The 24,468-nt window shown below is 60.4% G+C and carries 25 protein-coding genes; 13 read left to right on the top strand and 12 right to left on the bottom strand.

What is annotated here, in order from left to right:
• The first annotated feature begins 26 nt into the window (after positions 1–26).
• The gene (locus ACA070_RS22900; RefSeq protein ID WP_497448452.1) at positions 27–1,208 is read left to right on the top strand and encodes a CaiB/BaiF CoA transferase family protein; all 1,182 of its coding nucleotides are present in this window, start codon (positions 27–29) and stop codon (positions 1,206–1,208) included.
• Positions 1,209–1,328: 120 nt separating this feature from the next.
• Here the strand turns inward: ACA070_RS22900 and ACA070_RS22895 are convergent, their stop codons facing one another.
• Positions 1,329–1,823, bottom strand: a complete 495-nt coding sequence (locus tag ACA070_RS22895; RefSeq protein WP_010457127.1) for a SprT family zinc-dependent metalloprotease — start codon at positions 1,821–1,823, stop codon at positions 1,329–1,331.
• 149 nt (positions 1,824–1,972) lie between these two features.
• Positions 1,973–2,575, bottom strand: a complete 603-nt coding sequence (locus ACA070_RS22890) for a Yip1 family protein (protein ID WP_010457124.1) — start codon at positions 2,573–2,575, stop codon at positions 1,973–1,975.
• Positions 2,576–3,012: 437 nt separating this feature from the next.
• Between ACA070_RS22890 and ttcA the strand changes: the two genes are divergently transcribed.
• Together ttcA and ACA070_RS22880 are read left to right on the top strand one after the other, a co-directional pair.
• A complete protein-coding gene (gene ttcA / locus ACA070_RS22885) occupies positions 3,013–3,837 on the top strand; it encodes a tRNA 2-thiocytidine(32) synthetase TtcA (RefSeq protein ID WP_403105963.1) in 825 nt (274 codons plus the stop codon).
• Between the two features lie 131 nt (positions 3,838–3,968).
• Complete coding sequence (locus ACA070_RS22880) at positions 3,969–4,643, top strand: DNA-3-methyladenine glycosylase I (protein WP_497448451.1); 675 nt, start codon at positions 3,969–3,971, stop codon at positions 4,641–4,643.
• A 99-nt stretch (positions 4,644–4,742) separates the two neighbouring features.
• Here the strand turns inward: ACA070_RS22880 and ACA070_RS22875 are convergent, their stop codons facing one another.
• The 3 genes from ACA070_RS22875 to arsC are packed head-to-tail and all read right to left on the bottom strand — an operon-like array spanning position 4,743 to position 6,116.
• Positions 4,743–5,168: a DUF2069 domain-containing protein gene (locus ACA070_RS22875; RefSeq protein WP_059182318.1), complete on the bottom strand. Its 426-nt coding sequence runs from the start codon at positions 5,166–5,168 to the stop codon at positions 4,743–4,745.
• 1 nt (position 5,169) lies between these two features.
• Positions 5,170–5,766 (bottom strand): NAD(P)H:quinone oxidoreductase, encoded by a 597-nt coding sequence (wrbA, locus tag ACA070_RS22870; RefSeq protein WP_497448450.1) that lies wholly within the window; start codon positions 5,764–5,766, stop codon positions 5,170–5,172.
• Positions 5,763–6,116: an arsenate reductase (glutaredoxin) gene (gene arsC, locus ACA070_RS22865; RefSeq protein WP_497448449.1), complete on the bottom strand. Its 354-nt coding sequence runs from the start codon at positions 6,114–6,116 to the stop codon at positions 5,763–5,765. Before arsC ends, wrbA begins: the two co-directional genes overlap by 4 nt.
• 114 nt (positions 6,117–6,230) lie before the next feature.
• Between arsC and ACA070_RS22860 the strand changes: the two genes are divergently transcribed.
• Positions 6,231–6,698, top strand: coding sequence for a TlpA disulfide reductase family protein (locus tag ACA070_RS22860; RefSeq protein ID WP_497448448.1), 468 nt, complete (start codon positions 6,231–6,233; stop codon positions 6,696–6,698).
• 110 nt (positions 6,699–6,808) lie between these two features.
• Here ACA070_RS22860 and ACA070_RS22855 read toward each other — a convergent pair whose 3' ends face one another.
• Positions 6,809–7,213 carry an META domain-containing protein gene (locus tag ACA070_RS22855; RefSeq protein WP_497448447.1) on the bottom strand — a complete coding sequence of 135 codons (405 nt, stop codon included), beginning with the start codon at positions 7,211–7,213 and terminating at the stop codon, positions 6,809–6,811.
• Complete coding sequence (locus ACA070_RS22850) at positions 7,213–7,647, bottom strand: hypothetical protein (RefSeq protein ID WP_131060340.1); 435 nt, start codon at positions 7,645–7,647, stop codon at positions 7,213–7,215. The genes ACA070_RS22855 and ACA070_RS22850 overlap by 1 nt, the downstream gene beginning before the upstream one ends.
• A gap of 134 nt (positions 7,648–7,781) precedes the next feature.
• Here ACA070_RS22850 and ACA070_RS22845 point away from each other — a divergent pair, with 134 nt between their 5' ends.
• Positions 7,782–8,183 (top strand): hypothetical protein, encoded by a 402-nt coding sequence (locus ACA070_RS22845; protein ID WP_497448446.1) that lies wholly within the window; start codon positions 7,782–7,784, stop codon positions 8,181–8,183.
• A 5-nt stretch (positions 8,184–8,188) separates the two neighbouring features.
• Here ACA070_RS22845 and ACA070_RS22840 read toward each other — a convergent pair whose 3' ends face one another.
• Together ACA070_RS22840 and ACA070_RS22835 are read right to left on the bottom strand one after the other, a co-directional pair.
• Entirely contained in the window at positions 8,189–9,178 is a 990-nt protein-coding gene (locus ACA070_RS22840; RefSeq protein ID WP_497448445.1) for a 2-hydroxyacid dehydrogenase, read from the bottom strand.
• A gap of 213 nt (positions 9,179–9,391) precedes the next feature.
• Positions 9,392–12,145 carry a response regulator gene (locus ACA070_RS22835; protein ID WP_497448444.1) on the bottom strand — a complete coding sequence of 918 codons (2,754 nt, stop codon included), beginning with the start codon at positions 12,143–12,145 and terminating at the stop codon, positions 9,392–9,394.
• A gap of 213 nt (positions 12,146–12,358) precedes the next feature.
• On the opposite strand from ACA070_RS22835, the gene ACA070_RS22830 reads away from it, so the two are divergent.
• The 8 genes from ACA070_RS22830 (at position 12,359) to ACA070_RS22795 (ending at position 21,951) form a co-directional block, all read left to right on the top strand.
• Positions 12,359–13,081: a response regulator transcription factor gene (locus tag ACA070_RS22830; protein ID WP_497448443.1), complete on the top strand. Its 723-nt coding sequence runs from the start codon at positions 12,359–12,361 to the stop codon at positions 13,079–13,081.
• Positions 13,068–14,492 carry a sensor histidine kinase gene (locus tag ACA070_RS22825; protein WP_497448442.1) on the top strand — a complete coding sequence of 475 codons (1,425 nt, stop codon included), beginning with the start codon at positions 13,068–13,070 and terminating at the stop codon, positions 14,490–14,492. The genes ACA070_RS22830 and ACA070_RS22825 overlap by 14 nt, the downstream gene beginning before the upstream one ends.
• A gap of 183 nt (positions 14,493–14,675) precedes the next feature.
• Positions 14,676–15,698, top strand: coding sequence for a PDDEXK nuclease domain-containing protein (locus ACA070_RS22820; protein ID WP_497448441.1), 1,023 nt, complete (start codon positions 14,676–14,678; stop codon positions 15,696–15,698).
• Between the two features lie 107 nt (positions 15,699–15,805).
• Positions 15,806–16,708 carry a cysteine synthase CysM gene (cysM, locus tag ACA070_RS22815; RefSeq protein WP_461955230.1) on the top strand — a complete coding sequence of 301 codons (903 nt, stop codon included), beginning with the start codon at positions 15,806–15,808 and terminating at the stop codon, positions 16,706–16,708.
• Positions 16,708–18,060 (top strand): 23S rRNA (uracil(1939)-C(5))-methyltransferase RlmD, encoded by a 1,353-nt coding sequence (gene rlmD, locus ACA070_RS22810; RefSeq protein WP_497448440.1) that lies wholly within the window; start codon positions 16,708–16,710, stop codon positions 18,058–18,060. The genes cysM and rlmD overlap by 1 nt, the downstream gene beginning before the upstream one ends.
• Positions 18,061–18,181: 121 nt before the next feature.
• Positions 18,182–20,425, top strand: a complete 2,244-nt coding sequence (gene relA / locus ACA070_RS22805; protein ID WP_497448439.1) for a GTP diphosphokinase — start codon at positions 18,182–18,184, stop codon at positions 20,423–20,425.
• 121 nt (positions 20,426–20,546) lie between these two features.
• A complete protein-coding gene (gene mazG / locus ACA070_RS22800) occupies positions 20,547–21,380 on the top strand; it encodes a nucleoside triphosphate pyrophosphohydrolase (RefSeq protein ID WP_403105999.1) in 834 nt (277 codons plus the stop codon).
• Between the two features lie 28 nt (positions 21,381–21,408).
• The gene (locus ACA070_RS22795) at positions 21,409–21,951 is read left to right on the top strand and encodes a DUF2058 domain-containing protein (RefSeq protein ID WP_403106002.1); all 543 of its coding nucleotides are present in this window, start codon (positions 21,409–21,411) and stop codon (positions 21,949–21,951) included.
• A 70-nt stretch (positions 21,952–22,021) separates the two neighbouring features.
• Here the strand turns inward: ACA070_RS22795 and ACA070_RS22790 are convergent, their stop codons facing one another.
• From ACA070_RS22790 to fabA, 3 genes are all read right to left on the bottom strand, one after another.
• Positions 22,022–22,210 carry a hypothetical protein gene (locus tag ACA070_RS22790; RefSeq protein ID WP_497448438.1) on the bottom strand — a complete coding sequence of 63 codons (189 nt, stop codon included), beginning with the start codon at positions 22,208–22,210 and terminating at the stop codon, positions 22,022–22,024.
• A gap of 443 nt (positions 22,211–22,653) precedes the next feature.
• Positions 22,654–23,874 (bottom strand): beta-ketoacyl-ACP synthase I, encoded by a 1,221-nt coding sequence (fabB, locus tag ACA070_RS22785; RefSeq protein WP_461975890.1) that lies wholly within the window; start codon positions 23,872–23,874, stop codon positions 22,654–22,656.
• An 11-nt stretch (positions 23,875–23,885) separates the two neighbouring features.
• Positions 23,886–24,401: a 3-hydroxyacyl-[acyl-carrier-protein] dehydratase FabA gene (gene fabA / locus ACA070_RS22780; protein ID WP_140667384.1), complete on the bottom strand. Its 516-nt coding sequence runs from the start codon at positions 24,399–24,401 to the stop codon at positions 23,886–23,888.
• Positions 24,402–24,468 lie beyond the last annotated feature (67 nt).

The following is a 24,468-nucleotide window of genomic DNA, read 5'->3' as shown; positions in this document are numbered from 1 at the left end:
GGAAGCATCGTTCACGGAGATTGCTCATGCCCGGTCCACTGGCATCACTCAAGGTTCTGGATTTCTCGACACTGCTGCCGGGGCCGTTTGCCTCGTTGTTGCTGGCGGACATGGGCGCGGAAGTCTTGCGCATCGAATCGCCGACCCGCATGGATCTGCTGCGGGTGTTGCCGCCGCACGATCACGGGGTGTCGGCCAGCCACGCCTACCTCAATCGCAACAAGCGCAGCCTGGCGCTGGACCTCAAGCAGCCCGAGGCGCTGGAGGTGATCAAGCAGTTGCTGGCAGACCACGACATCGTGCTGGAGCAGTTCCGTCCCGGTGTGATGGAACGCCTGGGGCTGGGTTATGAAGCCTTGAAGGCGATCAATCCGCGGCTGATCTACGTGTCGATTACCGGTTACGGCCAGACCGGCCCCTACAAGGACCGCGCCGGCCACGACATCAACTATCTGGCGCTGGCGGGACTGGCGAGCTACACCGGGCGCACCGAGAGTGGGCCGCTGCCGTTGGGCATGCAGGTGGCGGATGTCGCCGGGGGCTCGCTGCACGGCGTGATCGGCTTGCTGGCGGCGGTGATCGCTCGGCAGCAAAGCGGGGTGGGGCAGCATCTGGATGTGAGCATGACCGACTGCGCCTTCAGCCTGAACGCCATGGCCGGCGCCGGTTATCTGGCCTGTGGCGTGGAGCCGGGGAGGGAGGATCAGATGCTCAATGGCGGCAGCTTCTACGACTATTACTGTTCGCGGGACGGACGTTGGTTATCGGTGGGCAGTCTGGAGCCGGTATTCATGCAACAACTGTGTACGGCGCTGGGGCGGCCGGAACTGGCGGCCAAGGGGCTGTCGCCCAAACCTGCCGAGCAACAGGCGCTGAAGAATGAGTTGAAAGCCGAATTCGAGAAGCATGACTTTGCGCAGTTGTGCGAGTTGTTTGCCGGGGTGGATGCGTGTGTCGAGCCGGTACTGAGTTTGGGTGAGGCGGTGCAGCATCCGCAGTTGCAGGCGCGGGAGTTGGTGGCGGAAGTACCGCGGGGGGATGGTTCTACGCAGTCGCAGATGGCTTGTCCGTTGAAGTTCTCAGAGGGGTTGCCGGCGCCACGGCATATTGGTGCGGTGTTGGGGCAGCATACGGATCAGGTATTGGGGGAGTTGGGGTTCAGTGCACAGCGGATCGAAGAACTGCGGCGTGCCAAAGTGATTCTCTAGTGCCTGTCAGGCCGCCATCGCCAGCAGGCTGGCTCCCACAATGGATCTGTGGCGTATCGATGATCCCCAGTGGGAGCCAGCCTGCTGGCGAAGAGGCCGGCCCAAACACCACAAATCCCACTACTCGACCCGCATCTCCCCACTAAACACCAATGTGCTCCGACACCGCCGACACAAATACCGCCGTCCCTGCCGCACCAGGCCATGACGCTGTGCGGAAAACGGGAAATCGCTGTCGACGCACGGGCATTTGTAGATGTAGCGGGTCACGCTGCGGCGTTTGACGTCGTAGGTGTGGCAGCGATTGGGCGGCAGTTCGTACACGCCACGCATGATCAATTGCCACTCTTCGCCGTGCGGCTGAATGCGGTCGCCAAACAGTTGATGGGCGATCAGGTGCGCCACTTCGTGGGCCACGGTCTGCTTGAGGAAGTCTTCGGTGTTTTCCCGGTACAGCTGCGGGTTGAAACGCAGCAGGTTCTCGTGCAAATGCGCGACACCGGCTTTTTGACCGCGCAGCTTGAGGCTCACCACGGGGCGTTTGAAAGTTCGTTTGAAAAAGGATTCGGCTAATTGGTAACAGTCTTCGACGCGGGTATTGAGTTGCTCGGGCATGCTTGATGGATCTCCAGAGACGTCGAGTATGCCGCAACGCCGGGGCCTTGCGAATCGCCGAGGCGCCGAATGGTCGTTACCCCTCACACATTAGAAGGCCGCCTTGCGGCGGCCTGTGTTGGCAGATCTAGTTTTTCGATGGTGTGTTGCTAATTGGTATAGACCGGCCCCACGCCGAGTCCCCAGACAATCACTGTAAACGCCATGATGGCAACCAGCACCACCAGGCCTACGGCAAGCACCGAACTGGAAAACAGGAAGCCCTCGTCTGATGGAATGTTCATGAAAGTGGGTAGCCCCACATACAGCAAATACACCGTGTAGCAGATGGCCGCCGTCCCGACGATCATCCCCAGCCACATGTGTGGGTACAGCGCCGCCAGACCGCCGATGAACAGCGGGGTCGCGGTATAGGTCGCAAATGCAACGCAGCGGGCCAGGCTTGGATTGGCGTCATAGGTCCGGGCCATCCAGTGGATGAATGCGCCCATGACCGCAACGCCGCCGAGCATCGCCAGGTACGACATGATCGTCATCCATAGCGCACTTTCCTGGGTCAACATGACCGGCGCTCGATTGCCGATGACCCAGCCGACTTGAGTGGTGCCGATAAACGCCGACACAGCGGGGATCGCCGCCAGAATCAGCGTGTGAGTCAGGTACATGTGGCTGATGCTTTCCTCTTGGTCGCCACGGATTTCTTTCCATTCCTGGTCGGGGTGGGTGAAGAGCCCCACTACGTGATGGATCATGCCAGTCACTCCTCTTGTTTTTACCGTCGCCCCCCAGTGGAGCGCCTACAGGCCAAAGTGGCCAAGTAAGTAATAGGTCTGACTATGTGTGCGACCTTATGTCGCAGTATAGAAAGGTCTTAACGACGCGGGTTGCAGGGCGTTAGAGCAAATTGCGCTGTAAACACCCCTGCTAATCGCCGCATGGTCTTGCGCAACCATTGTGGCGAGGGAGCTTGCTCCCGCTCGGCTGCGCAGCAGTCGCAAAAAAAGCCGACGGAGTTTGCCTGACACACCTGCGTCGGAGGTCTTGGGGCCGCTGCGCGACCCAGCGGGAGCAAGCTCCCTCGCCACAGGGGTATGCTCAGCTCAGATAAGTGCCGTCGCCAGGCTCTTCGCCGACGAGGGGTTTTTGCGTAAAATGCCGGCCTTTCGTCACATCTCACGGATTTCGCGTCATGGGCACTCTCACGGTCAACCAGAACAAACTGCAAAAGCGCCTTCGCCGCCAGGCGGGTGAGGCTGTTGCCGATTTCAACATGATTGAAGACGGCGACAAGGTCATGGTCTGCCTGTCCGGTGGCAAAGACAGCTACACCCTGCTCGACGTGCTCTTGCACTTGCAGAAGGTCGCTCCGATCAAGTTCGAGATCGTGGCCGTGAACATGGACCAGAAACAGCCAGGCTTCCCTGAGCACGTGCTGCCGGCCTACCTCAAAGAACTGGGCATCGAGTACCACATCGTCGAGAAAGACACCTACTCGGTGGTCAAGGAGCTGATCCCGGAAGGCAAGACCACCTGCTCGCTGTGCTCGCGCCTGCGGCGCGGCACGCTTTACACCTTTGCCGACGAAATCGGCGCGACCAAAATGGCCCTCGGTCACCACCGCGACGACATCGTCGAGACGTTCTTCCTCAACATGTTCTTCAACGGTTCGCTCAAGGCCATGCCGCCCAAGCTGCGTGCCGACGACGGCCGCAACGTGGTGATCCGCCCGCTGGCCTACTGCAACGAAAAAGACATCCAGGCCTATTCGGACTTCAAGCAATTCCCGATCATCCCGTGCAACCTCTGTGGTTCTCAGGAAAACCTGCAACGTCAGGTGGTCAAGGACATGCTGCAAGAGTGGGAGCGCAAGACCCCGGGCCGTACCGAAAGCATTTTCCGCAGCTTGCAGAACGTGCAACCGTCGCAACTGGCGGACCGTAATCTGTTTGATTTCACCAGCCTCAAGATCGACGAAACCGCCATGTCGCGGTTCGTCAACGTCGTTAACCTCTAATCACAATCCCTGTGGGAGCCAGCCTGCTGGCGATGGCGGTCGGTCAGACACATCTTTGTTGACTGATCCACCGCTATCGCCAGCAGGCTGGCTCCCACATGGGTCTATTCACTTATTCATCTGGAGAGGGCATGCGCGATTACAAGTGGCTGCACGAATACTGTCTGAACCGCTTCGGCTCGGCAGCTGAACTGGAAGCCCATCTGCCCGTTCCCAAGACCCCGGCGCAATTGCGCAAGATCAGCGACGACCGCTACCTCTCGACCATGGCGCTGCGCGTCTTCCGCGCCGGGCTCAAGCACAGTCTGGTGGACGCCAAGTGGCCGTCGTTCGAAGAAGTATTCTTCAAGTTCGATCCGGAAAAAGTCGTGCTGATGAGCGCCGAACACCTTGAGCGCCTGATGCAGGACGCGCGAATCATCCGTCACTTGGGCAAGCTCAAGAGTGTGCCGCGCAATGCGCAGTTCGTGCTGGACGAGGCACATGAGAGGGGCAGCTTCGGCGCGTTGATCGCCGATTGGCCGGTGACAGATATCGTCGGCTTGTGGACGTACCTGAAAAAGCGCGGGCATCAATTGGGCGGGTTGTCGGCGCCGCGCTTCTTGCGCATGGTCGGCAAGGACACGTTTGTGCCGAGTTACGACGTGGTCGCGGGGTTGAATGCGCAGAAGATCGTCGACAAGGTGCCGACCAGCCAGCGGGATTTGGCGTTGGTGCAGGATGTGTTCAACCAGTGGCATGAACAGAGTGGCGGACGGCCGATGAGCCAGATTTCGATGATGCTGGCCTACACCGTCAACCATTAAGACCGAGTCGCGGCAATCGCCAGCAGGCTGGCTCCCACAGGGGTTTTGTGAACAACCCAGATCCAATGTGGGAGCTAGCCTGCTAGCGATTGCAATCTGTCAGGCGACGGAAATCTCACCTTCACCCGCCAACTTGCGGTTGAGCTGAAACCGCCACCGCACATACAACAGCGCGGAACAGAACACCGCCAGGCTCGCGCCCATCTCCAGCAAACCGAACAGCTGCCGGTTCGGGTCATACGCAGCCAGTGCGCCCTTGATGAAATACAGATTCACTACGAAACACATCCACGAATGCCCCCGCGCGCTGCCGATGATCATCCCCGGCGCCAGCAACAACAGGGGCACCAGTTCGATCAGCAAAATCACCCACGGCCGGGCGCCGTGCAGGTCGGCAAATACCAGGTAGTAGGCGCACAGCAGCCCCACCAGCCCGAAAAAGCACAGCAGGCTGATCACGCGCATCGCCCGGACCCGTGGTTCGAGCCATTCGATCGAGGGCAGAATCTTCGGCTTTTTCGCCACGTCAGTTCCCCAGCTTTTGCGCAGTCTTCGCCAGACGCAGGCCCAAGGCCCGGCACAGCGCGACTTCATGTTCATTCAAACCGCTTTTGCCATCCGCCCCGGCGTGATGACTGGCGCCATACGGCGTGCCGCCGCCACGGGTTTCCAGCAGGGCCGATTCGCTGTAAGGCAGGCCGGTGATCAGCATGCCGTGGTGCAGCAGCGGTAACATCATCGACAGCAGCGTGGTTTCCTGGCCGCCGTGCAGGCTCGCGGTGGAAGTGAACACCCCGGCCGGTTTGCCCACCAGAGCGCCCGTCAGCCAAAGATTGCTGGTGCCGTCGAGGAAGTACTTGAGCGGTGCCGCCATGTTGCCGAACCGGGTCGGGCTGCCCAGGGCAAGGCCTGCGCAGTTCTTCAGGTCGTCGAGGCTGGCATACAGCGCGCCTTCGTCGGGAATGTCCGGCGACACGGCTTCGCATTCGGTGGAAATCGGCGGGACCGTGCGCAGACGCGCTTCCATCCCGGCCTGCTCGACGCCGCGGGCAATCTGCCGGGCCATTTCGTTGGTCGAACCGCTGCGGCTGTAATACAGAACCAGAATGTACGGCGCACTCACGGCAGCAACTCCAGCACATTCTCCGGCGGCCGGCCGATGATGGCTTTGTCGCCGACTTCGAGAATCGGTCGCTCCATGAGTTTCGGATTGGCGGCGATGGCGGCAATCAATTGCGCTTCGCTCAGGTTGGTGTCCGCCAGGTTGAGGGTTTTGTACTCGTCCTCGCCGGTGCGCAGCAGTTGCCGGGCGCTGATGCCAAGCTTGGTCAGCAGGCTCTGGATTTGCGCGGCGTCCAGCGGGGTCTCCAGGTAGCGGACCACGGTCGGGGCCAGGCCACGGGCTTCCAGCAGTTCGAGCGCACCGCGGGATTTCGAGCAGCGCGGATTGTGATAAAGCGTCAGATCGGTCATGTGCGGGTCGCATCTTGCGTAAGGTGGCGGCTATTCTAACTGTGCAGCGCGCATTCCAGAACCTCGGGAGGCGATGGGTCGCAGGCGCATTCAATTTTGAACAAGGATTACGACATGACAAGACGACTGGCAGCGGCATTGGCGATCATGGGTACGTTGATGCTGGGGGGCTGTGGCAACGACTATGGCATCGACCAGAACGGCCAGAAAGTCGCGGCCGAACGTCTGGACAAACAATGGCTGGTGCTCAACTACTGGGCCGAATGGTGTGGTCCGTGCCGTACCGAGATCCCGGAGTTGAATACGCTGGCCGACCAGCTGAAGGATAAAAAAATCGGTGTGTTCGGGGTCAATTTCGACAATGTGCAGGGGGAAGAGCTGAAAAGCGCCAGTGAGAAACTGGGGATCAAGTTCACCGTGCTGGCTCAGGATCCGGCGGAGCTGTTCGAATTACCACGCAGCGAGGCGTTGCCGGTGACGTACATCATCGATAACAAGGGCAAGGTGCGTGAGCAGTTGATGGGGGAGCAGACAGCGGCGGGGGTGATGGCCAAGCTTGAGGCGTTGCAGGCGAAGAATTGAGCGGCTGATCGCTCCACCTGTGGCGAGGTGTCGGCTTTAGGGCTGCTTCGCAGCCCAGCGGGAGCAAGCTCCCTCGCCACAGTCATTCACTGGAGCGCAGGTGAGGGTTATCAACCCTCTTCAAGCCACCAACGCAACGGCTTGCCTTGCGCCGGCCAGAAGCGCATCTGCTCGATCGGCGAAACATCCCAGCGCTGCACATTTTCCAGGGCCTGCATGAAGCGTTTTTCCTGCTCCATCACAGCCGGCGGGCACATTTTTCGGGTGCTGCCGATCTTGCCGAAGCTCAGTTTGTCGCCTTCCAGCGTGTACGGCGCAAACCAGTGGTTGCAGCCGCCATTGCCGTAAGCCCGGCCATCCTCACCAAGAGTAATGGTCAGGTGGCTGTAATCCATCAGCGGACGTTCGCCGATCCATTCCAGAATGTAGCTGCGGTTTTGTTGCAATTTCACCGGCTCGGCGGCGCAGCCCAGCAGGCTGGCACCGACCAGGGCGGTCAGGGCGAGGTGTTTCATCACGCAGGCTCCTGGCATTTCGGGCACAGGTGCTTCTCGCCAACGGTGGTCCAGCCCAACTCGGCAATCCGCGCGGTGGCGGCAGGCTTTTCAGCCTTGTTGCCCAGTTTGGCGTCGACTGCGAACTCGAAGCTCAATTCTTTGGCGCAGCTGTCGCAATTGACTTTCCAGGTGTGGATCGCCAATTCGCCGAACACCGGACCACTGGCCACCGCGACCCATTGGCCGGGCGGGTTGATCAAGTGGCGAACCGTTTCCACGGTCAGGCGCATGGACAAGTCCTTGGCGCCTTTGAGGGTCACGACCAGCACGTCATTATTACGAATCGAGCCGCCGTTGCCGGTGACTTGATAGCGCCCCGGCACGAGGGCGCGGCATTCGGTGAGGGTGTGTTGCGGGTTCATCAGGTTGTAGCGGAAATCGTGTTCGACCATGGGTCCTCCAAATATGCGCGGTATGCTATCACGGGCCTGCACACAGCATGGCGCGGGCAGATGACCTTCGATCAGGTTCAAATTACCGGTCGAGTCATGGCACACTGCCGCTTTTGCATCTCTAAGGAACGGACATGGCGTTAATCGAATGTTATGAGTGCAAGCAAAGCATCAGCTCCACGGCGCCTGCTTGCATTCATTGCGGTGCACCGGCGGGAACGATGCAAGCGACCACTTCGACGGCAGCGCCAGCGCAGGCACCCCTTTCTTTCGGGCGTTTGCCGGCCGATGAGAAAGTGGCCAGGGTGACCCCGGCCGCGTTCGGACGTAAACGTAAAACCGAAGTACCAGCCGAGACGGCGGCACCGATGCCCGCCTCCAACGGCGTGCGTCCAGTGGAACTCTGGCTGAAGCTGATGATTTTCTTTCTGCCGCCGTTTTTTGTCTGGTTCCTGTTGCGTCGCGGGCATTCGCTGGGGCAACGCTTGCTGGGGTTCGGCTGGCTGGGCCTGATGATCCTTTTGTCCAAAGCCTGATCGGCTCAGCCCTCGACCCGATTTTTCGGCGTGCCGGCGGCCCAGGCGGCGATGTTCTGCAAGGTCGTTGTGGCAATCGCGTCCAGGGCTTCGCGGGTCAGGAAGGCCTGGTGGGCGGTGATGATCACGTTCGGAAAGGTCAGCAGCCGCGCCAGCACATCGTCCTGCAGCGGCAGGTCGGACCGGTCCTCGAAGAACAGCTGCGCTTCCTCTTCATAGACATCCAGCCCCAGATAACCCAACTGGCCGTCCTTCAGCGCATCGATCAGCGCCGGCGTGTCCACCAGACCGCCGCGGCCGGTGTTGATCAGCATCGCGCCGGGCTGCATGTGCGCCAGTGACTCGCGGTTGATCAGGTGTTGGCTCTGCTCGTTGAGCGGGCAGTGCAGACTAATGATCTGCGATTCGGCGAGCAGCTCCGGCAAGCTCAGGTAGCGGGCGCCGAGGGCTTCGACTTGCGGGTTGGGGTAGGGGTCATAAGCCAGCAATTGGCAGCCAAAACCGTTCATGATTTTCGCGAAGGTCGCGCCGATCTGCCCGGTGCCGACCACGCCGACAGTCTTGCCCACCAAGTCGAAACCGGTCAGGCCGTGCAGGCTGAAATCCCCTTCGCGGGTGCGGTTGTAGGCCCGGTGCAGACGCCGGTTGAGCGCCAGGATCAGCGCCACCGCGTGTTCGGCCACCGCGTGTGGCGAGTAGGCCGGGACCCGCACAATCGAAAGCCCCAAAAGTTTCGCCACCGCCAGGTCGACATGGTTGTAGCCCGCCGAGCGCAGGGCGATCAAGCGTGTGCCGCCCGCTGCCAGGCGTTCCAGCACCGGGGCGCTCAAGTCATCATTGATGAACGCGCAGACCACCTCGTGGTACTCCGCCAACGCCACCGTATCGAGGCTCAGCCGCGCCGATTGAAAGTGCAGCTCGATACCGGCGGGCAGCTCGGCGCCGAGAAAACTGTCGCGATCGTAGGTCTGGCTGCTGAAAAGAATCGTGCGCATACGGTCCTCCTGGATAACTCGGTCACGCTGTTATGTAGCAGCTGGCGAAGCCTGCGTTCGGCGACGCAGTCGTCGTAAATCCGGCAAACGCGGTTTACCTGAAAGACCGCAGCGCCTGATTTTACGACGACTTCGTCGCCGAACGCAGGCTTCGCCAGCTGCTACAGAGCCCGGTGAGTTTAGCGGTTATGCTTTGGGCACCATTGCGCTGCATCAAGCGTTTATTCGGGCGTGGGCGGCCAGGCGATTGATCGCCCGGTCGAGTTCTTCCAGGGCTCCGGGGGCTTTCGGGTCCTGTTGCTTGAGCAGGGTTTCGCTGCGCTGGCAGGCGGCGCGCAGTTGCGGGACGCCGCAATACCGGGTCGCGCCGTGCAGGCGGTGGACGCGCTCGATCAGGGCGTTGTGGTCATTGGTTTCCCGGGCCAGGCGAATCGCCTCGCGATCGGCTTCCAGGGAGGCCAGCAACATCGCCAGCATGTCCGCTGCCAAGTCGGCTTTGCCGGCGGCCAGGCGCAAGCCTTCGTCGTGGTCGAGCACCTGCAACTCATGGGCGCCGCCGTGGCTGTCGCTGGAACGCTCCGGCCCGTGATTGCGCAACGCCAGACCAGTCCACTTCAACACCACTTGGGCCAGTTGCCGTTCGCTGATCGGTTTGGTCAGGTAGTCGTCCATGCCGCTTTGCAGCAGCGCGCGTTTTTCATTGGCCATGGCGTGGGCGGTGAGGGCGACGATCGGCAGCGGCGTGCAATGCCGCTCACTTTCCCACTGACGAATCGCCTCGGTGCTCTGGCGCCCGTCCATGCCGGGCATTTGCACGTCCATCAACACCAGGTCAAAAGTCTCGCTTTGCACCGCTTTCACTGCCGCGTAACCGCTTTCAACCGCGAGCACCTTGGCGCCCATGTCTTCGAGCAAGGTTTGCACCAGCAACAGGTTGGCCGGGTTGTCGTCGACGCACAGCACCTTCGGCGCGCGGCTGGACACCGGTTCGCCGGGTTCGCTGCGCTGCTGGCGCGGGTTGACCAGATCGGACAATGCCCGGCGCAGTTTGCGGGTGCAGGCCGGTTTGGCCTGAAGCTGACTGTGCGGGTTGGGTACCGAAAGATGGAACAGCGTCTGTTCGGTGGTCGGGCACAGCACCAACACTTTGCAGCCCAGGTGCTCAAGGTCCCAGATGTGCTGGTTAAGGCGCTCCGGCGGCATGTCGTTGCTGGTAATGCCGAGCACCGCCAGATCGATCGCCTGATCGGTCTGATGTGCGCCAGTCACGCCATTGGCCAGGCTTTCCAGCGTGTTGAAAGGCGTCACGACCAGGCCGCAATCTTCCAGTTGATGCTGCAAGGCCTGGCGTGCCAGTTCATGGTTTTCCAGCACCGCCACCCGGCGCCCGAGCAGCGGCGGGGCGGGAAGGTCTTCGGCATCGTCGCGGGTCTTGGGCAGGCTGAGGCTGATCCAGAACTCCGAGCCTTCGCCCGGCGTACTGTCGACGCCGATCTCGCCGCCCATCTGTTCGATCAGGCGCTTGGAAATAACCAGCCCTAAACCGGTGCCGCCGGGCTGGCGGGACAGCGAATTGTCGGCCTGGCTGAACGCCTGGAACAGGGCGCGCACGTCCTGGTTCGACAGGCCGATGCCGGTGTCTTGAATGCTGATGCGCAGTTGCACGCTGTCTTCGTGTTCCTCTTCAAGCATGGCCCGGGCGACGATGGTGCCTTCGCGGGTGAACTTGATCGCATTGCTCACCAGGTTCGTGAGGATCTGCTTGAGTCGCAGCGGATCACCCACCAGCGACAACGGCGTATCGCGATAAACCAGGCTCACCAGCTCAAGCTGTTTGGCGTGGGCGGCCGGGGCGAGGATGGTCAGCGTGTCCTGCAACAGGTCGCGCAGGTTGAACGGAATATTGTCGAGCACCAGTTTGCCGGCCTCGATTTTCGAGAAGTCGAGGATCTCGTTGATGATCCCCAGCAGGCTGTCGGCGGACTTTTCGATGGTGCCCAGATAGTCGAGCTGGCGCGGGGTCAGCTCGCTTTTTTGCAACAGGTGGGTGAAGCCGAGAATGCCATTGAGCGGCGTGCGGATTTCATGGCTCATGTTGGCCAGGAACTCGGATTTGATCCGGCTCGCTTCCAGGGCTTCCTTGCGCGCCAGGTCCAGCTCGATGTTCTGGATCTCGATGGTTTCCAGATTCTGGCGCACGTCTTCGGTGGCTTGGTCGACGCTGTGCTGCAATTCTTCCTGGGCGTTTTGCAGCGTGCCGGCCATGCGGTTAATGCCCGACGCCAGCTCATCCAGCTCCTGACTGCCAAGGGGCGGCAGGCGGGTTTCCAGGTGACCGTCCTTGAGTTGCGCCACCGCCAGTTTGATCTGGCTGATCGGCCGATTGATCGTCCGGCCCATGCGCAAGGCGAGCAGCGCCGCACCGGCCAGGCCCGCGCCAATCAGCAGCAGGCTGGCGAACAGGCTGCGGTAACCGCGCAGCAGCATGCCGCTGTGGGACAGTTCGAGCTCGACCCACCCCAGGAGGAGGTCGGCTTCGTCAGGTATCAGGTCGCCGGCCAGGTTGCGGTGCTTGCCAAACACCGGCAGCAGATAACGCGTCGCATCGTTGCCGCTGCGGCGCAGCATCTGCGAGCCATTACCCATAGGCGCCGGGTTGAGCATGGTCGGGCCGGCGTGAGCCACGGGCGTGCGGTCCGGGGCGAGGAAGGTCACGGCGCGCACGTCAGGTGTTTCCAGCGACTGGGTGGCGATGCGCTCCAGCAGCTCATTGTCTTTGTGGCCCATGGCCGGGGCCACCAAAGGTGCGAGCTGTTCGGCGATCATTTCGCCACGCTGCATCAGTTGGGCTTGCAGGTCGGATTGCTTCGTCCAGGTGAAATAGCCGCCCAGGACCAGCGCCATCAGAGTGGTCGGCAACAGGGTCAGCAACAGCACGCGGCCTTTAATTCCCAGTTTCTTGAGCACGCATCTCTCCTGCATCCAGCTATTGATTGACCTGCACGTACGTCCGGCACGCGCCATCGGGCCAGTGTAGCGATTTGCAGGCAGGCAATCTTCGTAAATTGATGTCGTCATTCGTCGGCCAGATCGCCGCTTTTGCGCCACGGGCAAACCTTGGGTTGCCCATCGGCAGGCAATCTTGAATAATCGCCAACTGAGAATTATTTGCAGATACTCATGACTCCCATCTCTGTTGGCCATCCCCGCATCCTGTCCATCGAAGACGATTTGGTCCTCGGTGCTTATGTGCACGAGCATTTGGGCCGTTGTGGTTTTCAGGTGACCTGGTGCCAGAACGGCCAGGAAGGCCTGGACATTGCCCGCCAGCAGCCCTTTGACGTGGTGTTGATGGATATTTTGCTGCCAGGGCTGAACGGACTGAACGTGCTGACGCAATTGCGCCAGAGCCATTCCACCCCGGTGGTGCTGATGTCAGCACTGGGCGCCGAGGCGGATCGCATCAGCGGTTTTCGCCTGGGGGCCGATGATTACCTGCCAAAACCCTTCAGCATGGCCGAGTTGCGCGTGCGCATCGAAGCGATCCTGCGCCGGGTGGCGCTCGACCGTCGGCCGGAGCCGGCAGCGGTGGCGTCCTTGGTCGACAGCCTGCGTTTCGACGATGAGCGCTGTGAGGTTTTCTATGGCGAACATGCCGCCGGCCTGACCCGCAGCGAGTATCGACTGCTGGACACACTGAATCGCAATGGCGATGAAGTGCTGAGCAAAGCCTTCCTTTATCAGCAGGTGCTGCAACGCGGTTTTGCGGCCCATGACCGCAGCCTCGATATGCACATCAGTCAGATCCGCCGCAAACTCAAAGGCATCGGCTACACCGAGCGGGAAGTGCGTACGGTCTGGGGCAAGGGTTACGTGTTGAGCGCTGGCGATGAAATGGTCTGACCTGCCGGGCCGGCATTCGCTGTTCTGGAAACTGGCGTGTTTGCTGGTGGCGTTCTGTCTGCTGATGATCTGGTTGAGCTGGTCGTGGGGCCGCTACATGGAGGAACGAAACCAGTTCCTGTCGGATCAGGCCCGAGGCACCTTGACGGCTTATGCCGCCGAGGCCGGACAGGCGTGGCGACAGGGGCAGCGGGTCGGCGTCGATCAATGGCTGCAAACCATGCGACAGCGCGAAGCGGGCTGGGTAGGTGTCATTGGCGGTGATTTACAGTCGTTGGGCAGTCAGCCGCTGGCGGACAAGGAAGTCGAGCGTCTGACTTTTCTGCGCGGCCTGGATTGGCCCATTCACAAGAAACGCCTGCCGTGGCTGCGCGTGCCGTTTCCCGGCGATCCGACCGCGGGCAGTCTGGTCATCCAACTGCCCCAGCGCTTCGTGCCCGGCCAATACCGGGTGTTCTGGCGCGTGATCACCAACGGCATCATCCCGGGACTGTTCACGCTGTTGCTGTGCGTCGGTCTGTATCGGCTGCTGGTCGTGCCGTTGAACAGCCTGCGCGAACAAGCCAACGCCTGGCGCGCCGACCAGTTGAGCGTGCGCGTGTCGAGCAGCACCACTAATCGGTCGGATGAACTCGGTGAACTGGGCCGGGCGTTCGACCACATGGCCGAGCGGCTGCAAAGCACTGTGGCCCTGCAACAGCAATTGCTGCGCGATTTATCCCATGAACTGCGTACGCCGCTGAGTCGTCTGCGGGTTGCCAGCGAAAGCGAGCAGGGGCTGGCGCAATTGCGCGAGCGCATTGGTCGAGAAGTCGATGGCATGCAGCGGCTGGTAGAAGACACGCTGCAACTGGCCTGGCTCGACACCGAGCGCGCGCCGTTACCCGACGAAGCGATTCAGGTCCAGGCACTGTGGGAAATGCTCACGGAAAACGCCTGCTATGAAAGCGGGTGGCCGGCGAGTCAGCTGCAGTGTGTGGTGGATTCGTCGTGCTGGGTGCGGGGCAATCTCAACACTTTGGCGCAGGCGCTGGAGAACATTCTGCGCAACGCCATTCGTCATTCACCGAGTGGCGGCATCATACGACTCGGCGGTCAGCGCGATGGCGACTTCTGGTATTTGTGGCTGGAGGATGAGGGCGGCGGGGTGGCTGAAGCGGATCTTGAGCGGATCTTCTGCCCATTCACTCGGCTCGACGGTTCGCGACCGGGGGATGGCGGGTTCGGGTTGGGGCTGAGCATTGCGCGGAATGCGGTGAAGCGTCAGGGCGGGAGTCTTTGGGCGCAGAACACTGAGTTGGGGTTGCGGTTGAATATGCGATTGGTGGCTGAGAATGATGGCGTCTTCAAAGACGCTATCGCGAGCAGGCTCACTCCCACAGTGGATGTGTGTCGACCACAAATCGTGTGACCAACCCGATCCCTGTAGGAGTGAGCCTGCTCGCGATGAGGCCCTCCCGGCCACTTCCATCCTGATCTTGCCGGAGCGTTCCCGTTTTTTTTGTACGACCCTTCCTAAAGCGTGTCGCCGACACCTTTATGGCTACCTTGACGGTTTAGAGTCTCGCTTTTCCTCGTCCTCAAGGAGTTGGGCATGAATGCACCCAATGTTGCCGGCAGCACAGTTGATGTCCGTTTCGATGAGGTACTTGCGCTGATTCACAGTGCCAAATTGCAAGCCATGCAGGCGGTCAATACCCAACTGATCGACCTGTATTGGCAGGTTGGTGCTTACATCAGTCGCAAGCTGGAACAGGCTGAGTGGGGGGATTCGGTGGTCAATCAACTGGCCGAACATCTGGCGCAGACTCAGCCGGGGTTGCGCGGTTTTACCCGGTCGAATTTGTTTCGAATGTGCCAGTTCTATGAGACTTACCACGCCGAAGAGAAAGTCGCACCACTGGTGCGACAATTGTCTTGGTCGCACAACTTGATCATTTTCAGCCAGAGTAAACGTCCGGAAGAGCGGGAGTTTTACGTGCGTATGGCAGTCCAGGAGAAATGGTCGAAGCGAGAGTTGGAACGCCAGTTAAAGGCTGCACTGTTCGAACGAAGCGTCACCCAACCGGCAAAAGTCTCAGCAGCGCTGAGACAAACTCACCCGGCAGCGCTTGAGATATTCCGCGATGCCTACATGCTTGAGTTTCTCGACCTGCCCGGGGGGCATGCCGAAACGGATCTGCATAAAGGGTTGCTGGCGCGCCTCAAGGAATTTCTGATCGAGCTTGGCCGCGACTTCTGCTTCGTCGGCTCCCAATACCAACTGCAAGTTGGAGGGCGTGATTTTGCTCTGGACCTATTGTTCTTCCACCGTGGGCTCAACTGCCTGGTGGCCATTGAACTCAAGGTCGGGCGTTTCGAGCCGGAGTATCTGGGCAAGCTCAACTTCTATCTGGAAGCACTGGACCGCAATGAACGCAAATGCCACGAAAGCCCGGCCATCGGTGTGCTGCTCTGTGCCAGCAAAGATGACGAGGTGGTCGAGTACGCCCTCAACCGAAGTCTGTCGCCAGCGTTGATTGCTGAATATCAGGTCCAACTACCGGACAAGCAGTTGCTGCAGGCCAAGTTGCATGAATTCTATGCATTGAATATCGCGCAGGGAGAGCAGTACTGAATAGACGCTTATTCCCATAAGCCATAAGCACCACACTTTGCGTGATATGGCCTGCGCAGGTTTGCCGGTATGATAGGCGCCCCCGCAGTCTGGATTGCGAATACGCCATGACCTTGCAGTACCCAACCATCGCCGATTGCGTCGGCAACACTCCGCTGGTCCGTTTGCAGCGCCTGCCTGGCGCCACCAGCAATACCCTTTTGCTCAAGCTTGAAGGGAATAACCCGGCGGGTTCGGTCAAGGACCGTCCGGCGCTGTCGATGATTACCCGCGCTGAATTGCGCGGGCAGATCCACGCCGGCGATACGCTGATCGAAGCGACTTCGGGTAACACCGGTATCGCGCTGGCCATGGCTGCCGCGATCAAGGGTTACAAGATGATCCTGATCATGCCGGACAACTCCAGCGCCGAACGTAAAGCCGCGATGACGGCCTATGGCGCCGAGCTGATTCTGGTCACCCAGGAAGAAGGCATGGAAGGCGCGCGCGACCTCGCCCAGCGAATGGAAGCCGAAGGCCGTGGCAAGGTGCTGGATCAGTTCGCCAATGGGGATAACCCTGAAGCGCACTACACCACCACCGGCCCGGAAATCTGGCGCCAGACCGAGGGCACCATCACCCATTTCGTCAGTTCGATGGGCACCACCGGCACCATCATGGGCGTGTCGCGCTACTTGAAAGAGCAGAGCGACAACGTGCAGATCATCGGCCTGCAACCGATGGAAGGTTCGGCGATTCCGGGCATCCGTCGCTGGCCGCAGGAATACCTGCCGAAGATCTACCAGGCCGAGCGCGTGGACCGGATCGTCGACATGGCGCAAAGCGAAGCCGAAGACGTGACCCGTCGTCTGGCCCGTGAAGAAGGCATCTTCTGCGGCGTGTCCTCGGGCGGTGCCGTGGCAGCGATGCTGCGCCTGTCCCAGGAAGTTGAAAACGCGGTGATCGTCGCGATCATCTGCGACCGTGGCGACCGTTACTTGTCGACCGGCATTTTCGACGCGCCCAACTGATGGCCAAGCAAGAGAGAGGCCTGCGCTTCCAACCCACCGGTGGCAGCAAGGCCCCGCAAATTCCGACCGGCAAAAAGCAGCGCTTGAGCATCGAGCGCCTGGCCAATGACGGTCGCGGTATCGCGTTTTTCGAAGGTCGCACCTGGTTCGTCATCGGCGCGTTGGCCGGTGAAGAAATCGAGGCGCGCGTGTTGGGTGCCCACGGCAAGGTGGTCGAGGCGCGCACAGAACGTGTGTTCCAGGCCAGCGAATTGCGTCGTCCGGCACCGTGTCCGCATGCCGGTCGCTGCGGCGGTTGCAGCGTGCAACATCTGCCGCACACCGAACAACTCGCCCTGAAACAGCGCATGCTCGCCGAGCAACTGTCCAAGGTCGCCGGTGTCGAACCCCAAGAGTGGGCAGCGCCATTGAGCGGTCCGGAATTCGGTTACCGTCGTCGCGCCCGAGTGGCGGTGCGTTGGGACATGAAGGCGAAGAAACTCGAAGTCGGTTTCCGCGCGGCGGGCAGTCAGGACATCGTGGCCATCAACGAATGCACGGTGCTGGTACAGCCCTTGCAGCCGATCATGACTCGCTTGCCGGAAATGCTCAGACGCTTGAGCAAACCTCAGGCGCTCGGGCATGTGGAATTGTTCGCCGGATCGTCGTTGGCGGTATTGCTGCGACACATGGCGCCGTTGTCCGACGCCGACCTGACGATCCTCAAGGATTTCTGCGCGTTCCATGAAGCGCAATTGTGGCTGCATGGAGATGGCGAACCACAACCGGCCGAAGCCGATCAGTCTTTGGGCTATCGACTTGAGCAGTGGGATTTGAACCTGGCGTACCGGCCGGGGGATTTCATCCAGGTCAATGCCGGGGTCAACGAAGCGATGATTGCCCAGGCGCTGGACTGGCTGAAGCCGACAGCGGATGAGCGGGTTCTCGATCTATTCTGTGGGTTGGGTAACTTTGCTTTGCCGCTGGCAAAAGCCGTTCGCGAAGTGGTGGCAGTGGAAGGCGTGCAGGCCATGGTCGAGCGGGCCGCCGAAAATGCGGCTAGCAACAATCTTCATAATGCGAAGTTTTTTCAGGCCGATTTATCCCAGCCTTTGACCGATGCCGAATGGGCGCGCGAAGGCTTTTGTGCGGTACTCTTGGACCCACCGCGTGACGGCGCTTTCGAGGTCGTGCGCAAGCTGGCGTCCCTGGGCGCCAAACGGTTGGTGTATGTATCGTGCAACCCGGCAACGCTGGCGCGCGATACGGCTGAATTGATCAAGCAGGGCTACCGGTTAAAACGTGCCGGGATTCTCGATATGTTTCCTCAGACGGCACATGTCGAGGCCATGGCGTTATTTGAAGCGAGCTAGGACGGCTCGTCTGGTCCGACTGGCCGCCCGTGCTGCTCTCGCTTAGCCCCGTGAGGGCCATCGGGCAATGAAGGTCAGCGAATTGACGCATTGAATCTGCGTCGTAGGGAAGGTAAGCAAGATGGTACAGGTGAGAGCACACCAGCCGATCAACACCGACGGCAGTATCAATCTCGAGGCTTGGCTCGATCATGCGGTCAGTGTCGATCTGGCACTGGATCGCGAAGCCTTGAAGGAAGCGTGCGAGTTCGCTCGCGTGTCTGAACAACAAGCCAATGCGGCGAAGAATCTATGGTCCGAAGGGACCTCGAGTTTCCGCACGGGCCTTGAGATCGCCGAGATTCTCGCCGACCTCAAACTGGATCAGGATTCGTTGGTCGCGGCGGTCTTGTACCGCGGCGTGCGCGAGGGCCAGATCGAACTGCCGGCGGTCAGCCAGCGCTTCGGTCCGGTGGTCGCCAAACTCATCGACGGCGTGTTGCGCATGGCGGCGATCAGCGCCAGCCTCAGCCCCCGTCAATCGTTGGTGCTGGGCACCCAGGGCCAGGTCGAAAACCTGCGCAAAATGCTGGTGGCCATGGTCGACGACGTTCGCGTCGCGCTGATCAAACTGGCTGAACGCACCTGCGCGATCCGTGCGGTGAAAACCGCCGACGACGAGAAGCGCAACCGCGTTGCCCGTGAAGTCTTCGACATCTACGCGCCGCTCGCTCACCGTCTCGGCATCGGTCATATCAAATGGGAACTGGAGGATCTGTCCTTCCGTTACCTGGAGCCCGATCAGTACAAACAGATCGCCAAGTTGCTCCACGAGCGGCGTCTGGATCGCGAGCGCTTCATCGCCGATGTGATGAGCCAGCTCAAGAACGAATTGCAGGCCACCGGCGTCGATGCCGACATCAGCGGCCGGGCCAAACACATCTATTCGATCTGGCGCAAAATGCAGCGCAAGGGTCTGGAGTTCAGCCAGATCTACGACGTGCGCGCCGTGCGCGTGCTGGTGCCGGAAATGCGCGACTGCTACACCGCGCTCGGCATCGTCCACACCTTGTGGCGCCATATCCCGAAAGAGTTCGACGACTACATCGCCAACCCGAAAGAAAACGGCTACCGCTCGCTGCACACGGCGGTGATCGGGCCTGAGGGCAAGGTGCTGGAAGTGCAGATCCGCACCCATTCCATGCACGAAGAAGCCGAGCTGGGCGTGTGCGCGCACTGGCGCTACAAGGGCACCGACGTCAAATCCGGCTCCAATCACTACGAAGAGAAAATCTCCTGGCTGCGTCAGGTGCTCGAGTGGCATGAAGAGCTGGGCGATATCGGCGGTCTGGCCGAACAGCTGCGGGTCGATATCGAGCCGGACCGGGTCTACATCTTTACCCCGGACGGTCACGCCATCGACCTGCCGAAGGGCTCGACGCCGCTGGACTTCGCCTACCGCGTGCACACCGAAATCGGTCACAACTGCCGTGGCGCGAAGATCAACGGGCGCATCGTGCCGCTCAACTACAGCCTGCAAACCGGTGAACAGGTCGAGATCATCACCAGCAAGCACGGCACCCCGAGTCGTGACTGGCTGAACTCGAACCTGGGTTACATCACCACCTCGCGAGCGCGGGCGAAGATTGTTCACTGGTTCAAATTGCAGGCGCGCGACCAGAACGTCGCCGCCGGCAAAACCTTGCTCGAACGCGAACTCACCCGCCTTGGCTTGCCGGCGGTGGACTTCGACAAGCTGGCCGACAAGGCCAACATGAAGACCGCCGAGGACATGTACGCCGCGTTGGGTGCCGGTGATCTGCGCCTGGCGCAACTGGTGAACCTGGCGCAGCAACTGGTCGAGCCGGAACGCGGCAACGAGCAGCTGGAACTGATCCCGCGCAAAGCCACCGGCTATAAACCGGGCAAGCGTGGCGACATTCAGATCCAGGGCGTCGGCAACCTGATGACGCAGATGGCGGGTTGCTGCCAGCCGCTGCCGGGGGATGCCATCGTCGGCTACATCACCCAGGGCCGCGGCGTGAGCATTCACCGTCAGGATTGCGCCTCGGTGCTGCAACTGGGCGGGCGCGAGCCGGAACGGATCATCCAGGTCAGCTGGGGCCCGGTGCCGGTGCTCACCTACCCGGTGGACATCATCATCCGCGCCTACGACCGGTCCGGTCTGCTGCGTGACGTTTCGCAAGTGCTGCTCAACGAGCGGATCAACGTGCTGGCGGTCAACACCCGCTCGAATAAAGAAGACAACACCGCGTTGATGTCCCTGACCATCGAGATTCCGGGGCTGGATGCACTGGGTCGGTTGCTGGGGCGGATTTCCCAGTTGCCGAACATCATCGAAACCCGGCGTAACCGTACTCCTTGAAGATGTCCCCGTGTGGGAGCTGGCCTGCCAGCGATACAGGCACCTCGGTCTTTAAGTAGAGTCGAGGTGATGCCATCGCTGGCAGGCCAGCTCCCACAGGTTTTGTGGTGAGAGATAAATGATGTACAGCCTTGAAGATTTGCTGCACCTGATGAGCCGTCTGCGCGACCCGCAGTTCGGCTGCCCGTGGGATATCAAGCAAACCTACGCCACCATCGTCCCGCACACCCTTGAGGAAGCCTACGAAGTCGCCGACGCGATCGAGCGCGGTGACTTCGATCACTTGCAGGGTGAGTTGGGCGATTTGCTGTTCCAGGTGGTTTATTACAGTCAGCTGGCCCGTGAAGAAGGGCGCTTCGAATTCGCCGGCGTCATCGACAGCATCACCCGCAAGCTGATCCGTCGTCATCCTCACGTGTTTCCCACCGGCGATCTGTACGCGCCGCTGGATGTTCCGCGCCTGAGTGAAGAACAGGTCAAGCAACGCTGGGAAGAGATCAAGGCTGAAGAACGCGCCGAGAAATCTGCCGCACCCGAACAGCTGTCCTTGCTCGACGACGTGCCCGCCGCACTGCCGGCGTTGTCTCGTTCGGCCAAGTTGCAAAAACGTGCGGGGCAGGTCGGTTTCGACTGGCCGGACGCCTTGCCGGTGCTGGACAAGGTCCGCGAAGAATTGGATGAAGTACTCGAAGCCATGGCCGACAACGACTCGGCAGCGATTGCCGATGAAGTCGGTGATCTGCTGTTTTCCGTGGTCAATCTGGCGCGTCATTTGAAGGTCGATCCGGAAACTGCACTGCGTGGCGCCAACAGCAAGTTCGAAAGACGCTTCCGTTTTATCGAACAGGCATTGCGCGACACCCACCGTCCCATGGAAGATTGCACCCTCGAAGAGTTGGACGCCCTGTGGGGTGAAGCCAAACGTCAGGAAAAGAATTTGCCCAGCTGCGGTTGAGCAGTTGCCTAAGTGAGAAATAAGCACCATGAGCATTTCCCTTCGCGACCAGTTGCTCAAAGCAGGGCTGGTCAACCAAAAGCAGGCCAAACAGGTCGGCAAAGAGAAACAGAAGCAGCAACGCCTGGCCCATAAAGGCCAGATTGAGCTCGATGACTCGCAGCAGCGTGCGGCTCAAGAAGCGATGGCCGAGAAGGTCAAGCGCGACCAGGAGTTGAACCGTCAGCAACAGGAAAAAGTCGAGGCCAAGGCCCGCGCGGCCCAGATCAAGCAGTTGATCGAAGTCTCGCGCCTGCCGAAGCTGACCACCGAGGACTACTACAACTTCGTAGATGACAAGAAGGTCAAGCGCATCTCGGTCAACACGCTGATGCGCAACCAGCTCAGCAATGGCTTCCTGGCGATCGTGCACCACGCCGGCGGTTACGAAGTAATCCCGCGTGAAGCCGCCCTGAAGATCCAGGAGCGCGATCCGCAGAGGATCGTGCAGCTGAATGTGAAGACTGAAGAAGTCGCTGCTGAGGACGATCCGTACGCGGCCTATCAGATCCCTGACGATCTGATGTGGTAAGTCTTTAAAGGCTGCAACAACGACGAACCCCGCTCATGGCGGGGTTTGTCGTTTTCAATGCTGTCATTGCTTATGCGGATTGGAGCGCTCGTTGCTGCTCCAGTATTTCGAGTTCGGCCTTGTAGCTGTGGGCCTCGGTTTCTGAATGAAACATCCCCACCAGCATGTCTTGTTGATGTACATCCCAGATACGGATGCCGGCGGCTATGCCTTCATGGGATTTATGTGAATCGTCGCGTTCAGTTACTTTTACAGTCATCTGCTAGCTCCAATCTCTGTTATCTGCAGCAAGGCGTGTGCAGGACTCAGTTATATATTTTGGTAGCTAGCTAAGTAAACGGCTGAGTTCGGTAACGAATTTTTGCGAAATCCGCAAAAGTCCTGCAGCCCGCCAAACACGCGGCATTCGGTCGCAGGGCGTTGAGTTTTATGACAAAAGCTTCATGTTCACGAAGAACAAAACTGCAGGCTACGCACGACTTGTAGCAGCTGGCGAAGCCTGCGTTCGGCTGCGAAGCAGTCGTAATTCCTGCAAATGCGATTTGCCTGATATACCGAGGTGCTGATTTCACGACGACTTCGTCGCCGAACGCAGGCTTCGCCAGCTGCTACAGGGAGCGGCAGTGAAGTCATTTTCTTCGGGCACAAAAAAACGCCCCGAACCAGTCGGGGCGTTTTTATGTGCGGCGTAGCAGCGGGGTGTTACTTACCCTGCCAGCGCTTCAGTACCAGGGTGGCGTTGGTGCCACCGAAGCCGAAGCTGTTGCTCATCACGGTGTTGATGGTAGCGTCTTCGCGAGTCTTGGTCAGGATCGGCATGTCAGCCACTTCCGGGTCCAGTTCGTCGATGTTGGCGGAGCCCGCCATGAAGTTGCCTTCCATCATCAGCATGCAGTAGATCGCTTCGTGAACGCCGGCGGCGCCCAGGGAGTGACCCGACAGGCTCTTGGTGGAGCTGATGGCCGGAGCCTTGTCGCCGAACACTTCACGCACACCTTTCATTTCCGCGACGTCGCCGACCGGGGTCGAAGTGCCGTGGGTGTTCAGGTAGTCGATCGGTGCATCAACGGTGGACATGGCCATCTGCATGCAGCGGATGGCGCCTTCGCCGCTTGGGGCGACCATGTCGTAGCCGTCGGAGGTCGCGCCGTAGCCAACGATTTCCGCGTAGATCTTCGCGCCGCGAGCCAGAGCGTGTTCCAGCTCTTCGACCACGACCATGCCGCCACCGCCGGCGATGACGAAACCGTCACGCTTGGCGTCGTAGGCACGGGAAGCTTTTTCCGGGGTTTCGTTGTACTGGCTGGACAGTGCGCCCATGGCGTCGAACAGGAACGATTGGCTCCAATGTTCTTCTTCACCGCCGCCGGCGAACACGATGTCCTGCTTGCCCATCTGGATCTGTTCCATGGCGGTACCGATGCAGTGAGCACTGGTGGCGCAGGCAGAAGCGATGGAGTAGTTCAGGCCCTTGATCTTGAACGGCGTGGCCAGGCAAGCGGAAACGGTGCTGCTCATGGTCCGCGTTACACGGTATGGGCCGACGCGCTTCACGCCTTTCTCGCGCAGGATGTCCAGCGCTTCCATCTGATTCAGCGTGGAGGCACCACCGGAACCGGCGATCAGGCCGGTACGCGGGTTGGAGACTTGCTCATCGGTCAGACCGGAGTCGGTGATGGCGTCTTTCATGGCCAGGTAGGCGTACGCCGCCGCGTGGCCGACGAAGCGATAGATCTTGCGATCGATCAGTTCTTCGAGAGGAAGGTCGATGGAGCCGGAAACCTGGCTACGCAGACCCATTTCGGCATATTCCGGGTTGAACCGGATGCCAGGGCGGCTTGCACGCAGGTTAGCGGAGACGGTCTCTTTGTCATTGCCCAGGCACGATACGATGCCCAGACCAGTGATAACGACGCGGCGCATGCGGATAACCCTTAGAAGTTTTCAGTGGAGGTGAAAACGCCGACCCGAAGGCCTTCGGCGGTGTAGATCTCGCGGCCGTCGACGCTGACCGAACCATCGGCGATGGCCAGGTTCAGCTTGCCCTTCAGCACGCGCTTGATCTGAATGTTATAGGTCACTTTCTTGGCGGTCGGCAGGACCTGGCCGAAGAATTTCACTTCGCCCGAACCCAGCGCACGGCCGCGGCCCGGCAGACCTTGCCAGCCGAGGAAGAATCCGACCAGTTGCCACATGGCGTCGAGGCCCAGGCAGCCTGGCATCACCGGATCACCTTCGAAGTGGCAGGCGAAGAACCACAGGTCCGGAGTGATATCCAGCTCGGCGACCAATTCACCTTTGCCGTACTTGCCACCCTCGGCACTGATATGGGTGATGCGATCCACCATCAGCATGTTCGGGGCGGGCAGTTGTGCGTTACCTGGGCCGAACAGCTCACCGCGACTGCAGCGCAGCAGGTCTTCCCGAGTAAAGGCGTTTTGTTGGGTCATGCGAGCTCCTCAATAATCCCATGCGGCAGGGTGGGGCAAATCTTCCCGGCCGACCGAAGCGTTCATG

Source organism: Pseudomonas sp. LBUM1678 (assembly GCF_059695575.1).
This window is presented reverse-complemented; position numbering and strand designations above follow the sequence as displayed.